Here is a 13,433-nt window from a genome sequence, read left to right on the forward strand (position 1 = left end):
GGTTGTCCTCGTGATCACTCGACTGCTCGTGGCCAACCGGGGCGAGATCGCCCGGCGGATCTTCGCCACCTGCCGCGCGCTCGGCGTCGAGACGGTGGCGGTGCACTCCGACGCGGACGCCGACGCGCCGTACGTAGCCGAGGCCGACCAGGCGGTCCGGCTGCCCGGCAACGCGCCGGCCGAGACGTACCTGCGGCCGGAGCTGATGCTGGACGCCGCCCGCCGCTCCGGCGCGGACGCCGTCCATCCCGGCTACGGCTTCCTGGCCGAGAACGCCGAGTTCGCCGCTGCGGTGACCGATGCCGGGCTGACCTGGATCGGGCCGCCGGCCAAGGCGATCGCCGCGATGGGCGACAAGATGACGGCGAAGGCGCTGCTCGCCGAGGCGGGCGTGCCGATGCTCCCGACCTGGACCGAGCCGGAGCAGATCAGCGACTTCCCGGTGCTGGTCAAGGCGTCCGCGGGCGGCGGCGGCCGGGGCATGCGGGTGGTCCGCGACGCTGCTGGCCTCGCCGACGCGGTCGCCTCCGCGCGCCGCGAGGCGGCGGCGGCGTTCGGCGACGGCACGGTCTTCATCGAGCGGTACGTCGAGCGCGGACGGCACGTCGAGGTGCAGATCTTCGGCGACACCCACGGGACGGTGGTCGCGCTCGGCGTCCGGGAGTGCTCGATCCAGCGCCGGCACCAGAAGATCATCGAAGAGGCACCCGGCGAGATCCCGTCGGAGGTGCGCGAGCGGCTGGGCGAGGCGGCGGTGGCGGCCGGCCGGGCGGTCGACTACGTGGGCGCGGGCACGGTCGAGTTCATGCTCGCGCCCGACGGGGAGATCTACTTCCTGGAGATGAACACCCGGCTCCAGGTCGAGCACCCGGTGACGGAGCTGACCGTCGCCGTCGGCGGGCTGGACCTGGTCCGGCTGCAACTGCTGGTCGCCGAGGGCGCTCCGCTGCCGGAACACTGGCGGTATCCGTCCGTCCGTGGGTACGCGATCGAGGCGCGGCTCTGCGCGGAGGAGCCGGCCGAGGGCTTCCGCCCGGCGACCGGTGTCCTGCACCGCTTCGCCATCCCCGGCGTGGAGCGCGAGTTCGGGCACCTTCCGCGAGCCGGGCTACGGCTGGACTCCGGCGTGGTGGACGGCTCGGTGGTCGGCGTCCACTACGACTCGATGCTGGCCAAACTGATCGCCTGGGCGCCCAGCCGCGCCGAGGCGGCCCGCACCCTCGCCGGCGCGCTGGCCCGGGCCGAGCTGCACGGGGTGGCCACCAACCGGGACCTGCTGGTCCGGGTGCTGCGCAGCCCCAAGTTCGCCGCCGGTGAGATCGACACCGGCTTCCTGGCGCGGCACCCGGAGGTGTTCGCCCCGCTGGTGCCGGCCGGGCGGGTACCGGTGTTCGCGCTCGCCGCCGCGCTGGCCTCGGCCGCCGGGCGCCGCGCGACCGCCCCGGTGCTCGCCGGGCTGCCGTCCGGCTGGCGGAACGTACCGGCGTTTCCGCAGGTCGTACGCTTCGTCGGCCCGACCGGCGAGGTCGAGGTCCGGTACCGCCTGGACCGCGCGGGCAACCTGACCGAGTGGTCGACGCACCCGGCCGACGGCGAGTCTGTCGCGGCCCCGGCCGGTTCGGCGATCGCCGACGCTGGTCCGGCCCATGCCGTAGCCGACGGGCCGCCCGAGGTGACGCTGGTGTCGGCCGCTGCCGACCGCGTGGTGCTGGCGGTCGACGGGGTGCGGCACCCGTTCCGGGTGCACCAGGTGGGGCCGGCGGTCTTCGTCGACGGCCCGGACGGGTCGGTGAGCCTCGCCGAGCTGCCGCGCTTCCCGGAGCCGACCGCCGAGCTGGCCGCCGGCTCGCTGGTGGCGCCGCTGCCCGGCACGGTCACCCGGCTGCACGTCGAACCCGGCCAGCGGGTCGCCGCCGGTGACCTGCTGCTCACCCTGGAGGCGATGAAGCTCGAGCACCCGGTGCTCGCTCCGATCGACGGCGTGGTCGGCGAACTGCCGGTTCCGGCCGGCGGCCAGGTCGACACCGGCGCCGTGCTGGCCGTGGTCAATCCCGAGGAGGATCCGCGATGAACGTCGACCTGACCGACGAGCAGGAGCAGCTTCGCGACGCCGTACGGGCGCTGGGCCGGCGCTACGGTCACGAGTACTTCGTGGCCAAGGCGAAGGCCGGCGAGCACACCACCGAGCTGTGGGCGGAGGCCGGCGGGCTCGGCTACCTCGGGGTCAACATCCCCACCGAGTACGGCGGCGGCGGTGGCGGTATCACCGAGCTGGCCATCGTCTGCGAGGAGCTGGCCGCCGCCGGTTGCCCGCTGCTGCTGCTCGTGGTCTCCGCCGCCATCGCCGCCACCGTGATAAACCGGCACGGCACCGAGGCGCAGCGCAAGCGGTTCCTGCCCGGCCTCGCCGACGGCTCGCTGAAGGTTGTCTTCGCGATCACCGAGCCGGAGGCCGGGTCGAACTTCCACCGGCTCGGCACGGTGGCCCGCCGCGACGGCGACGGCTGGCTGCTCTCCGGTCGCAAGTGCTACATCTCCGGCGTCGACGAGGCGGACCACGTGCTGGTGGTGGCCCGGGTCGCCGTGGACGACGACGGCCCGGGCGGACGGCAGCGGCTCAAGCCGGCGCTCTTCGTGGTGCCGACCGACGCGCCCGGGCTCACCCGGTCCAAGCTGGACATGGAGATCCTCTCCCCGGAGAACCAGTTCCTGCTCTACCTCGACGACGTCCGGCTGCCGGCCGACGCGCTGGTCGGGGAGTCGGTGGAAGCCGGGCTGCCGGCGCTCTTCGCCGGGCTCAACCCGGAGCGGATCACGGTGGCCGCTATGGGCGCCGGCACCGGCCGGTACGCGATCGAGCGCGCGTCCAGCTACGCCGCCGGCCGAAAGGTCTGGGGCGGCCGGAGCATCGGCTCGCACCAGGGGGTCTCCCACCCGCTGGCGCACGCGGCGGTGCAGGTGGAGCTGGCCCGCCTGATGATCTACAAGGCGGCCGCGCTCTACGACGCCGGCCGGGACCTGGAGGCCGGGGTGGCCGGCAACATGGCCAAGTACGCGTCCGGCGAGGCGGCCGCGCTGGCCGTGGACACCGCCGTGCAGGCGCACGGCGGGGCCGGCATGACCACCGAGTACGGGGTGGCCACCCTGCTCGGCGCGGTACGGGCCGGGCGGATCGCCCCGGTCAGCCGGGAGATGATCCTGAACTTCGTCGCCCAGCACGTGCTGGGGCAGGAGAAGTCCTACTGATCGCGGGACTCAGCGGCAGGCGGCGTCGATGCGGTGCACCGGGCGTACCCGGCGGCCCAGCCCCTCCAGCAGGGAGTCCTCCACGTGAAAGTCGTGGATCCGCAGCTGGTGGCGCGGCAGCTCCTCCTCGCTCGGGCAGAGCACCTGCCCGCGTACGAGCCCGACCGGCACGTACCGGACGCCGCCCTGCTCCTGGAGGATCACCATGTTGACGTCGTCGGTGGTGACCACGTGCCCGCGGACGTCCTCGGTCGGGCCGGTCTCCGCCCCGACGGTGGTCACGGTCAGCGGCAGCACCGGCGTGCTGATCACCGGCAGCGCCGCCCAGACCAGCATGGCCAGCACGGCGACCTCGGTGACCGAGGCGAGCGGTCGGATGACCGCGCCGGGCAGCGGGCCGGAGATGCCGAGCGCGAGCAGCGGCGGCACGGCGAGCAGCGCCAGGGGCAGCAGTTCGCCCTGCCGTCCGGCGTCGAGCAGGGTGGGCAGCAGCAGCCAGGCGTACCCGCCGAGCAGGGCCAGCACCAGGAACACCCGAGCCCCGACCCGCTCGTGCAGGTGCGCCGGGGTCAGCTGGAGCGCGGCCACGAACGCCGGGATGAGCAGCGGCAGGTAGAGCAGCGGCCAGGTGACCAGGGCGAGCAGGAAACTCGCCAGCACCAGCCAGACCGGGGTGATGTCCGCCCAGCGGGCGAAGAGCGGGCGGCGACGGGTGCCGGGCGGCAGCCGGTCGACGCTGGCGCCGAGCACCGCGCCGAACGCGAAGACGGCGACCAGACCGGTGGAGAGCAGCCGGGCCGCCGTGGTGAGGAACCCGGCGAGCAGGTTGACCGGGCCGACGTTCGCCACCAGCAGCAGGGTGGTCTGCAGTTCGCCGCCGGCCTCCACCCCGAGCCGGAGCACCGAGAAGATCGCCGGCACGCCGACCAGCGCGGTCCAGAACGACTGGCTGGCCCGGGCCCGGCGCTCGGCCGGATCCCGTCCGTCGGCGAGCGGTCGAGCGCGGTCGTACCAGGCCGCCGGCTCCGGTGGCGCCGCCCGCGCCGCGCTGGCCTCGGACCCGCCGGAACGCCCGGCAGCGGGCACCGCCGAGTTGGTTTCGGGTGCGGCGGACGACGGTGCGGCGCCGACGGCGGTCTGGGCGGCGACGGGCGGGGCGTCGTCACGCAGCGCCGATCCCGAGCCGCCGGCGTCCGGGCCGCCGGGGGCGGTGGTCGCCGACGCGCTCATCGTGTCGGCGCCTTGTCGTCGAAGTCGACCAGTTTCGGCACCTCCAGCGGCTGCGGCTGCCGCTTCTCAGCGGGCAGCCAGGGCCCGAGCGTCCGGTTGTACGCGGTCTGCCAGGGGCTGGCCTGCCCGTCACGCCCCTGCCGGTAGCTCTTGTCGAGGAAGAACGCGACCAGGTCGCGCAGTGCCGGGTCACCGATCGGCACGCCCACGCCGAGCAGTTCGCTGGTGCCGAAGGGCATGTCGACGATCTCGAACTCGGTCGGGAACCGGGCCAGGAAGCCGGCCAGGATCGCCTCGTCGGAGCTGACCGCGTCGTAGCGGCCGGCCCGGATGCCCTCGACGCAGTCACCGACGTCCTTCACCACGAGCGCCCGGACCTGGTGCTTCTCCAGCTCGGCCTCGGTGGTCGAGCCACCGCTGGTGCAGACCTTGTACTTGGGGTCGCGCAGGTCCTCGATGGTGCGGATCTTGTCCTTGAGCCGAGTCGGCACCATCGCCTCCTGCGTGGTGACGAAGTACGGCCCGGCGAAGCTCACCAGCTTCTTGCGCTCCTCGGTGATCGAGAAGCTGGAGACCACCAGGTCGACGGTGCCGCCCTGGAGCGCGGGAATGCGGTCCTCGGTGGAGACCGACACGAACTCCAACCGCTGGTCGCCCTCGTAGCCGAGGGAGGCGGCGATGTAGCGGGCGATCTCCACGTCGAAGCCGACGTGTACGCCGTTGCGCAGCTCGCCCATCATCGGCTCGTTGGTCGCGACCCCGATGCGCAGTTTCGTCTGGCCGTAGATGTGCGTCTCACGGAGCTTTTCCTGCACCGACGGGAGATCCGGCTCCTGCCGGCTGTCGCAGCCGGCCGCCGCGGCGAGCGTCAGCGTCAACGCGACCGCCAGCGTGGTCGTGACCGAGCGGAGTCCGGTGCGGGGGCGTGCGTTCATCGGCGACCTCGCTGACGTGTCCAGCCTGCGGGACACCGAGAGTAGCGGCTGGGGGCCATTCTCGTGGTCGCCACGGCGCGGCGTCCTCGGGGGCGAAGCCGGGGTGCGGCAGGCGCCCGATCGCCCGCCGCACCCCGGGGTCCTCAGCGGACGGTCAGCCCCGTCAGTCTAGAGATCGTGGGCGATGAATGTGGCCCGAGAAACGCTTACAAGAAAGACAATCCACGTGCCGATGTAACGTTTCCGTCATGCCCGACGCTACACGTCCTCACCGCTCAGTGGTTGACAGCCGGGGCGACGGCGACATGCTGGACAGGTGAAGAGGTTGACCAGGCCCGATGCGCGTACGGTGGCAGCCGTCGCGGCGCTGGCCGCGCTCGCCCTGCTGGTGACGCTCGTCGTCTGGCGGCGGCAGGACCTGCTCGGCGTGGGATTGGCCCTGCTCTTCGTCCTGCTCGCGACGATCGCCGGGGTGTCGGTGGCCGCCGCCCGGCAGGCCGACGAGCCGGCGGCGGAGCGCGCGCCGGCACCCGGGCAGCACCTGGTGGACCCGCTGGCGGTGGACGCGGACACCCTCGACGCGCTGGACAGCCGCGACGCGTTGCGCGCGGTACGCGACCGGCGGCGTGGCTCCGGCTGGCTCGACGACCCCGCCGGCCGGTTCAGCGACCGGTGAGGGTCGGCGCGGTCAGCGCGTCGACGCCGCGCCCGGCCAGGCAGCGGAACACCCGGTCGACGTTGCCCTCGACCGGCGGGAGCACCTCCAGGTGCCAGCCGGTGACGGAGCTGATCCCGGTGGTCAGCCGGAAGGTGCTGGTGCTGCACACCTTCTGGACGGTCGGATCGGCCCGCACGTCGGGGTAGGCGGCGCCGACCAGAGCCACCGGCAGCAGACCCTCGGCGTAGGCCTCCCAGGTGTGCGGGCCGTCGCAGGCCACCCGGGCCGCCTCGGCCCGATCGCCGCGCACCCGCACCGGGCCGAAGCACTCCAGCTCGGGCAGGCAGCGGGCGCCGCCGGGCAGCACGGCCGCCGCACCGGAGTCGGTGGTGCAGCCCGGTGGCATCCGGTCGGCCGCGTCCGCGGCCACCCTGCTCACCGACGGGGACGGACCCGGCGCGGGCGGACGATCGGCCATCCAGGCCCCGGCGGTCGCCGACCCGGCCAGCGCCAGCGCCCCGGCGCCACCGAGGAACCAGCGCCGCCGCCACCGCCGGGCACCGGCCGGGGCGGGCAGCGTGGGGTGGTCGTCCTCGACCGCGGGGCGGGGCAGTGGCTGGCCGCCGCGGCCGGCCGCGTACGGACCGGCGGCGGAACGCTGACCGGTCGGCGGTCCCGCTGCCGCCGCGCCGCCGACCGGCGCCGAGGTCGGGTCGAGCGGCAGCGCGGAGAGCATCGCGCGCAACTCGACCGCCGTGGGTCGATGGTCCGGGTCGTTCGCCATTCCGGCGCGCAGTACGTCGATCAGCTCGTCCGGCACGCCGGGCAGCCCGGGGATCGGCTGGTTGAACATCTCCAGCACGGTGACCAGGCTCGGATTGCGCTCGGTCTGCCAGCGGGGCGGCCGGCCGTGCATCACCGCGTAGAGCGTGGCGCAGAGCGCGTAGACGTCGACGGCGGGCGACGGCGGGCTGTGGCTGAACATCTCCGGCGGCGCGTAGGCCGGGGTGAGCACCTCCAGGGTGACCGACGCGTCGCGTACCTCGGCCAGCACGGCCAGCCCGAAGTCGGCCAGCACCGCCGGGTTGAAGTGCGAGTAGAGGATGTTGGCCGGCTTCACGTCCCGATGCAGCACACCGGCGGCGTGCGAGTGGGCCAGCGCATCGGCGATCTTGATGCCGAGGTCGCGCGTCTCCGCGGCGTCCAGCGGGGAGGTACGCATCCGCTCCGCATAGGAGCCGTCGCAGAGCTCCATGATCAGGTAGGGGTGCTGGTCGACGGTGACCCCGACGTCGAAGAGGTCGACCACGTGCGGATGCGACGACATCCGGCCGGCCGCGCGTGCCTCACGCAGGAACCGGGCCTGGTCTCGCTCGCTGTCCAGGGTGCGATTCTCCACCTTGACCGCGACCTCGCGGCCGACGGAGATCTGGGTGGCCCGGTAGACAGTGGCGTAACCACCCCGGGCAAATACCCGCAAATCGGTTAGACCGGGCACGATCGGTACCGGTAGGCCGCCGGACGGAGTGTCGGTCACAGCTTCGAAAATACCCAACCGGGCAGACGTCTCAGCGCACCGCGTCGACGGCGGGTGCCGAGCCACCGGCCCCGGACCCGTCCCCGCCGCTCGGATCGGCCGCCGTCGGCGCTGCGTCTCCGCCCGCCGCGACACCACCGGCCGAGGCCGCTCGGCGGGCGTCCCACCACAGGCCGACCGCGGTCGCCACCGCGCCGACGCCCTCCCAGGCGGCCACGCCGAAGAACCGATCGGGCGCGATGTCGGACAGCACCGCGATGCTGAAGACGGTGAAGGTGACCAGCCGGAACACCACGGTGAAGCGGTAGAAGGCGCGCCACTCGGTGGCGGTGGCCAGCAGGTAGTAGACCCCCATGTTGAACGAAGCCATCGAGGAGGCGAGCAGGAAGGTGCCGGTGTGGTCGCCCGAGGCCCGGCTGGCCGGCACCTCGAAACCGAGCGACCGCAGCATCGCCTCCGGCCAGAGCAGCCCGACCGCGCCCATGACCAGCGCCAACACGCCGAAGACCGCAATCGTCCAGCCCGCGGCGGTACGCGGCAGTTTCATCTCGGTCCTCCCAGGTACCGGTGCGGCCGCCACTGTGGACCGCCGCATCAACGCCGACACGCTAACCGCCGCCGGACCGGGGCACCATCGGCGAAACCGGCAGAACCGTCCCACCACTGCCCGACCGTCCGCAACCACCCGCGTCGATCAAGAGATCCGCGTCAAGTTGGAGATCGACTCTGACGCGAACCTCTTGATCAACGCGAGCAACCCCGAAGGGGGGTCAGGTTAGGAGGCGGGCGCGTAGGGCGTCGGCGGCGGGTCGCTCGCTGCGCTGCTCGGTCGCGTACGCCAGGCGGACCGCCTCCTCGGCGCTGGCCAGCGCCTCGGCCGGGCGGCCGCAGGCGGCCAACGCCTCGGCCAACACGCCGGCCGCGATCACCTGACTGCGGACGTCCTCGGCCGGAGCGGCGGCCGCCCGCCGGGCCCAGTCCAGCGCCTGGTCCCGCTGCCCGTGGGCGAGCAGCGCCGAGGCGTACCGGGCCATCGTCTGGCGGCGGGCGAAGAGCAGCGCGGGGGTGTTCGCGGCGGCGGTGGTGGCCAGCGGGGCGAGCAGCCCCACCGCGGTCGCCGAGTCACCGGCGGCCAGCCGGGCGGTGGCCAGCAGCACCCGGGGCGCCACCTGGGCCGGCGCCTGGGGGTTGTGCGGCTCGACGGCGGTCAGCACCGCGCGGGCGTCCCGCTCGGCCGCCGGTCCGTCACCCATGTCGAGCGCCACGAAGCCGCGCAGCGTGCCGGCCATCCCGGTCAGCAGCGGGTGCGCCGTACGCGCGGCGTAGGACAGCGCGTCGGTGAACAGATCGGCGGCGTGCTCCGGCTCGCCCAGCCCGCGTGCCACCACCCCCCGCACCACCAGCGCGAACCCGCGCCCCCAGTCGTCCGAGGCCGCGGCGAACTCGCGGTACGCCCGACGGGCCTCCCGGTCCGCCTCGGCCAGCTCGCCCAGCTCGGCGCTGGCGAACGCCTCGACCGCGCGCAGCGTGCCCACCGCCCACGCCTCACCGACCCGCTCGCCGAAGGGCAGGAAGACCCGCGCCAACCGGTCGGCCTCGCGCAGCCGCCCGGCGAGCAGGCGGGCGTAGGCGGTGGTGCCGCGCAGCCAGGCCCGACCGTACGGGTCCTTCAGCTCGGCGAAGAGCCGGGCGGCCCGGCCCAGCACCGCGTCCGTACCGGCGAAGTCGCCCCGGGTGGTGGCGACCCAGGCCAGGTTCTGCAACGACCAGGCCTGCCCGTGCCGGTCCTTCGCGCCCAGGCTGACCTGGTAAGCGCCGGCCAACCGGCTGCTCGCCTGGCTGAGTCGCCCGGCCACGAAGTCGGCCATGCCCAGCCGGCGCATCGCCGAGGCGCGCTGCGTGGCCAGGCCGCCCGCGGTGGCCACCTGCAACGCCTCCTGCCACGCGGCCACCGCGCGGGTCTGGTCGCCCAACGTCTGGTGTGCCTGCCCGGCGAGGAGCAGTGCGCTGGCCCGCACGGTCTCCTCGCCCGCGTTGGCGGCGATCTTCTCGGCCGAGGCCAGCGCGTCGGCCGCCCGGCCGACCTGGAGCAGCGCGCGGGCGTGCACCACCCGATCCGTCGCCGGCACACCGTCGGGGGCCAGCTCGGCGGCGCGCTCGGCGTACTCGACGGCCAGCGCCGGCTCGCCGGCGGTGAGCGACCGGCGGGCGGCCCGGCCGAGCGCGGCGACCCCGAGCGGGACCACCGCGCGGGCCGGCGCGTCCGGGCGCAGCTTCACCGCGTCGGCGAGCGCGGCGGCCCGCTCGACGTGGGCGGCGACGAACTCGTCCCGGTCGGCGTCGGTGAAGGCGGCCGCCGGGTTCGGTGCCGCCGGCTCGTTCCCGGCGCCGCCCGGCGCCGCCCAGCGGGCCAGCGCGGCGTGCCGCTCGGCCAGCTCGGCCTTGCTCACCCCCGCGTACACGGCTTCGCGCATCAACGGGGTGGCAAAGGCGTAACCGGTGCGGGTGCGGTGCAACATGCGACGTTGCAGCAGCTCTTCGACGGCCCGCTCCAGCTCGACCGCGACCACCGCGGCGGGGCGACCGTCCCGCCCGGCGTGCTGTTCGCGCAGCGCCTCCAGGGCGCCGGCCGGCACGGTGTCGCCGACCACCGCGGCGTCCCGCAGCGCTGACCGGGCGTCCGGCGGCAACGCGTCGATGCGGGCCGCGAGCACGGCGGCGAGATCCCGGGAGAGCAGCCGGCTGCCCAGCGAGCCGGGAGCGAGTCGCCAGCCGACGCTGGCGCCCCGGCCCGGCCCGGCGGTCAGCGCACCGCGCTCCAGGAGCAGGGTCACCAGCTCGGCCAGGTAGAACGGGTTGCCCTGCGCGGTGGCGAGCAGCCGGTCGGCGTCGGCCTGGGGCAGCTTCCCGCCGCTGAGGTAGCTGGTCAGCAGCCGGGCCGCGTCGGCGCCGCGCAGCGGCGGCAGCGCGTGCACCTCGGCGTCGGCCACCCGGGTCAGCGCACCGGCCGTCCGGACCAGCTCGGGGCGACCGAGCAGCAGCACCAGCACCGGGCCGGCGAGCCGGGACAACGCCATCCCCAGCGCCCGGATGGTCTCCGGGGTCGCGTCGTGCAGGTCGTCCACGATCACCACCAGCGGCGCCTCCACGGCGAGCGCGCTGAGCAGGTCGGCGACCGCGTTCGGCACCGCCTCGGCGTCGGCCGACAGCGCACCGGCGCCGGTCCACTCGCCGTTGTCGGTGCCGCCGTGCGCGGGCAGCTCGGCGTAGCCGAGCAGGGCGAGGAGTTGGTCGGTGGGGATCGGCGTCGGCTCGGTGCCGGCGCGGGCGAGCCGCTGGCCGAGCCGGCGCAGGCGCTCCTCGACCGCCGGGCGGGTCAGCGCGGTGGCCGCGTCGCCGGGCAGGCCGACCGCGGCGCGGACCAGGTCGGCCAGTGGCGCCAGCCGACGTCGCTCGCCGAAGGCGGCGCAGCGCACCGAGAGCACCCGGGCGCCCGTGTGCGCGGCGTACCGGCCCGCGCCCACGTCGTAACCGGCGGCGAGGCGCTCGACCTCGGCCGCGAACCGGGACTTGCCAATGCCCGCCTCGGCGGTCATCAGCAGCACCCGCGGCTCGCCCCGGTCGATCACCTCGGCGAGCCGGCCGGCGACCCGACCGATCTCGGTCTCCCGGCCGACGAACGGCGCCTCGTCGCCGAGGCCGGAGCGGGTGCCCGGCGCGTCCAGGAGGCCGAGCAGCTCGTACGCCTCGACGGGCTCACGCTTGCCCTTCAGCCGCAACGGCCGCAGGGCTCGCCAGGAGGCCACGTGCCGGGTCGCGGCGGCGGTCCGGGCACCGGCGTAGACCGCGCCGACCGCCCCGGCGTCGGCGAGCCGCGCGGCGGTGTTCACCGTGTCGCCGATGACCGTGTATTCGATGGCCGCCTGGATGCCGGCGATCACGTCGCCGGTGTTCAACCCCACCCGCAGGCCGAGGGGAGCGCCGCCGCCACGCTCGTCGTCGAGGACCCGGCGCACCGCCCGCTGCATGGAGAGCGCGGCGCGGACGGCCCGCTCGGCGTCGTCCTCGTGCGCCACCGGAGCGCCGAAGACCGCCATGATCCCGTCACCGGTCAGCTTGTCGACGTGGCCGCCGAAGGTCTTGACCGCGCCCGCGAGCGCGGCGAGCACCCGGTCGGTGACCGCGCCGACCCGCTCCGGGTCGAGGTCCTCGGACCAGGAGGTGAAGTCGGAGAGGTCACCGAAGAGCACGGTGACCACCCGGCGCTCGGCGGCCGGCAGCGTCGCAGCGGCCGGCAGCGCGGCGCCGCAGTTGTGGCAGAACCGCGCGCCGGGCACGGCGACGGTTCCGCACACCGGGCAGGTCACGGCTGCTCCAACTCCGTACCCCCGTCCCCGGATTCCCGGGTCGGCACCGCGAGGTATTCCAACTGTGCGCGCACCGACCACTCGGCGGCCCACCAGAGCGACCGGTCCACGTCGGCGTAGACCGCCGCGACCACCTCGGCCGCGGTGCCGGCGCCGGCGGCGACTGCCGCCCGCACCTGGTCGAGCCGGGCCCGCCGGTGGGCGAGGTAGAAGTCGGCCGCCGCACCGCAGTCGGCCAGCGCCGGCCCGTGGCCCGGCAGTGCCGGGATCCCGCGGTACGTCGAGAGCAGTTCCAGGCTGGCCAGGTAGTCCCCGAGATGCCCGTCCGGGTGGGCGACCACGGTGGTGCCCCGCCCGAGGATGGTGTCGCCGGTGAGCACCACCCGCTCGGCGGCGTGCTCGACCAGGAAGCAGACCGAGTCGGCGGTGTGCCCGGGGGCCGGCACGAGCCGCACGGTCAGCCCCGGGACGTCCGGCGACGCGCCGGCGGCGAGTGGTGACCCGCCGAGGGTGTGCGCCGGGTCGGCGGCGAGCACCGGCACCCCGCCGAGCAGTTCGCTGAGCCGGGCGGCGCCCTCGGTGTGGTCCGGGTGGCCGTGAGTGATCAACACCAGCCCGATCGGTCCGCGCGCCGCGATCGCGGCCAGGTGGCCCTCGTCGGCCGGCCCCGGGTCGACCACGACGCCCAACTCCTGGCCAGGGGCACGGAGCAGCCAGGTGTTCGTGCCGTCGAGCGTCATCGGCCCCGGGTTCGGGGCGCGTAGCAGCGTCACCCAGCCCGGCAGTTGGTCGGCGAGCGCCGCCGCCGGCGCGGTCACGTGCCCCGTCATGGCTGCGATCGTACGACCCCGCCCACCGCTCCCCGCGATCTTGCGGGTACCGCCCCGGGTTTGTGCCTGTTCACGGCATTCGCCGGGCGGTGACCCGCGAGATCGCGGAGAGTCGGGCGGGAACGGTCAGCCGACCTCGACGATGACCTCGATCTCGACCGGGGCGTCGAGCGGCAGCTCGGCCACGCCGACGGCGCTGCGCGCGTGCCGGCCGGCCTCCCCGAAGACGGCGCCGAACAGGTCGGAGGCGCCGTTGATCACCGCCGGCTGGCCGGTGAAGCCCGGGGCCGACGCGACGAAGCCGGTCAGCTTGACGATCTTGACCACGTTCTCCAGGCCGACCAGCGAGTCGACCGCGGCCAGCGCGTTGAGCGCACAGCGCTGGGCGAGATCCTTGGCCTGCTCGGCGGAGATGCCGGCGCCCACCTTGCCGGTGGCGAGCAGCTTCCCCTCGGCCATGGGCAGCTGCCCGGAGACGTAGACGTGCTGGCCGGTCTGCACCGCCGGCACGTAGCTGGCCACCGGAGGCACCACCTCGGGCAGCTCGTGCCCCAGCTCGGCCAGCTTCGCGTGCGGACCGTTGCTCATGCCGTCACCTTGCCCGGGCCAGCGATGCGGGCGTCGCGCCCA

The 13,433-nt window shown here is 74.9% G+C and carries 10 protein-coding genes; 3 read left to right on the forward strand and 7 right to left on the reverse strand.

Features of this window, described 5'->3' with window-relative positions:
* The first annotated feature begins 10 nt into the window (after nt 1-10).
* Both ACIP9D_RS26400 and ACIP9D_RS26405 read left to right on the forward strand, forming a co-directional pair.
* On the forward strand, nt 11-2,071 hold the full coding sequence (locus ACIP9D_RS26400; RefSeq protein ID WP_350873572.1) for a biotin carboxylase N-terminal domain-containing protein: 2,061 nt from the start codon (nt 11-13) through the stop codon (nt 2,069-2,071).
* Nucleotides 2,068-3,246, forward strand: coding sequence for an acyl-CoA dehydrogenase (locus ACIP9D_RS26405; RefSeq protein ID WP_350873573.1), 1,179 nt, complete (start codon nt 2,068-2,070; stop codon nt 3,244-3,246). Before ACIP9D_RS26400 ends, ACIP9D_RS26405 begins: the two co-directional genes overlap by 4 nt.
* A 9-nt stretch (nt 3,247-3,255) precedes the next feature.
* On the opposite strand, the gene ACIP9D_RS26410 is transcribed toward ACIP9D_RS26405, so the two are convergent.
* A complete protein-coding gene (locus ACIP9D_RS26410) occupies nt 3,256-4,476 on the reverse strand; it encodes a hypothetical protein (protein WP_350873574.1) in 1,221 nt (406 codons plus the stop codon).
* Nucleotides 4,473-5,411, reverse strand: a complete 939-nt coding sequence (locus ACIP9D_RS26415; RefSeq protein WP_350873575.1) for a transporter substrate-binding domain-containing protein — start codon at nt 5,409-5,411, stop codon at nt 4,473-4,475. Before ACIP9D_RS26415 ends, ACIP9D_RS26410 begins: the two co-directional genes overlap by 4 nt.
* Before the next feature lie 325 nt (nt 5,412-5,736).
* Here ACIP9D_RS26415 and ACIP9D_RS26420 point away from each other — a divergent pair, with 325 nt between their 5' ends.
* Nucleotides 5,737-6,087: a hypothetical protein gene (locus tag ACIP9D_RS26420; RefSeq protein ID WP_350873576.1), complete on the forward strand. Its 351-nt coding sequence runs from the start codon at nt 5,737-5,739 to the stop codon at nt 6,085-6,087.
* Here ACIP9D_RS26420 and ACIP9D_RS26425 read toward each other — a convergent pair.
* The 5 genes from ACIP9D_RS26425 to ACIP9D_RS26445 form a co-directional block, all read right to left on the reverse strand.
* Complete coding sequence (locus tag ACIP9D_RS26425) at nt 6,074-7,606, reverse strand: serine/threonine-protein kinase (RefSeq protein WP_350873577.1); 1,533 nt, start codon at nt 7,604-7,606, stop codon at nt 6,074-6,076. The two genes, ACIP9D_RS26420 and ACIP9D_RS26425, sit on opposite strands and share 14 nt — an antisense overlap.
* A 31-nt stretch (nt 7,607-7,637) precedes the next feature.
* Nucleotides 7,638-8,153: a hypothetical protein gene (locus ACIP9D_RS26430; RefSeq protein WP_350873578.1), complete on the reverse strand. Its 516-nt coding sequence runs from the start codon at nt 8,151-8,153 to the stop codon at nt 7,638-7,640.
* A 223-nt stretch (nt 8,154-8,376) separates the two neighbouring features.
* Nucleotides 8,377-11,973, reverse strand: a complete 3,597-nt coding sequence (locus ACIP9D_RS26435; RefSeq protein WP_350873579.1) for an adenylate/guanylate cyclase domain-containing protein — start codon at nt 11,971-11,973, stop codon at nt 8,377-8,379.
* Nucleotides 11,970-12,803: an MBL fold metallo-hydrolase gene (locus ACIP9D_RS26440; protein WP_350873580.1), complete on the reverse strand. Its 834-nt coding sequence runs from the start codon at nt 12,801-12,803 to the stop codon at nt 11,970-11,972. The genes ACIP9D_RS26435 and ACIP9D_RS26440 overlap by 4 nt, the downstream gene beginning before the upstream one ends.
* 126 nt (nt 12,804-12,929) lie before the next feature.
* Nucleotides 12,930-13,391 (reverse strand): RidA family protein, encoded by a 462-nt coding sequence (locus ACIP9D_RS26445; RefSeq protein WP_350873581.1) that lies wholly within the window; start codon nt 13,389-13,391, stop codon nt 12,930-12,932.
* Nucleotides 13,392-13,433 lie beyond the last annotated feature (42 nt).

This window comes from Micromonospora sp. NPDC093243, assembly GCF_044753725.1.
Classification (GTDB): Bacteria; Actinomycetota; Actinomycetes; order Mycobacteriales; family Micromonosporaceae; genus Micromonospora.

Bases quoted from the DNA above. Each gene is read 5' to 3' on its own strand.
- ACIP9D_RS26415 (WP_350873575.1), bottom strand. From the start codon at position 5,411: ATGAACGCACGCCCCCGCACCGGACTCCGCTCGGTCACGACCACGCTG.
- ACIP9D_RS26445 (WP_350873581.1), bottom strand. From the start codon at position 13,391: ATGAGCAACGGTCCGCACGCGAAGCTGGCCGAGCTGGGGCACGAGCTG.
- ACIP9D_RS26410 (WP_350873574.1), bottom strand. From the start codon at position 4,476: ATGAGCGCGTCGGCGACCACCGCCCCCGGCGGCCCGGACGCCGGCGGC.
- ACIP9D_RS26440 (WP_350873580.1), bottom strand. From the start codon at position 12,803: ATGACGGGGCACGTGACCGCGCCGGCGGCGGCGCTCGCCGACCAACTG.
- ACIP9D_RS26405 (WP_350873573.1), top strand. From the start codon at position 2,068: ATGAACGTCGACCTGACCGACGAGCAGGAGCAGCTTCGCGACGCCGTA.
- ACIP9D_RS26430 (WP_350873578.1), bottom strand. From the start codon at position 8,153: ATGAAACTGCCGCGTACCGCCGCGGGCTGGACGATTGCGGTCTTCGGC.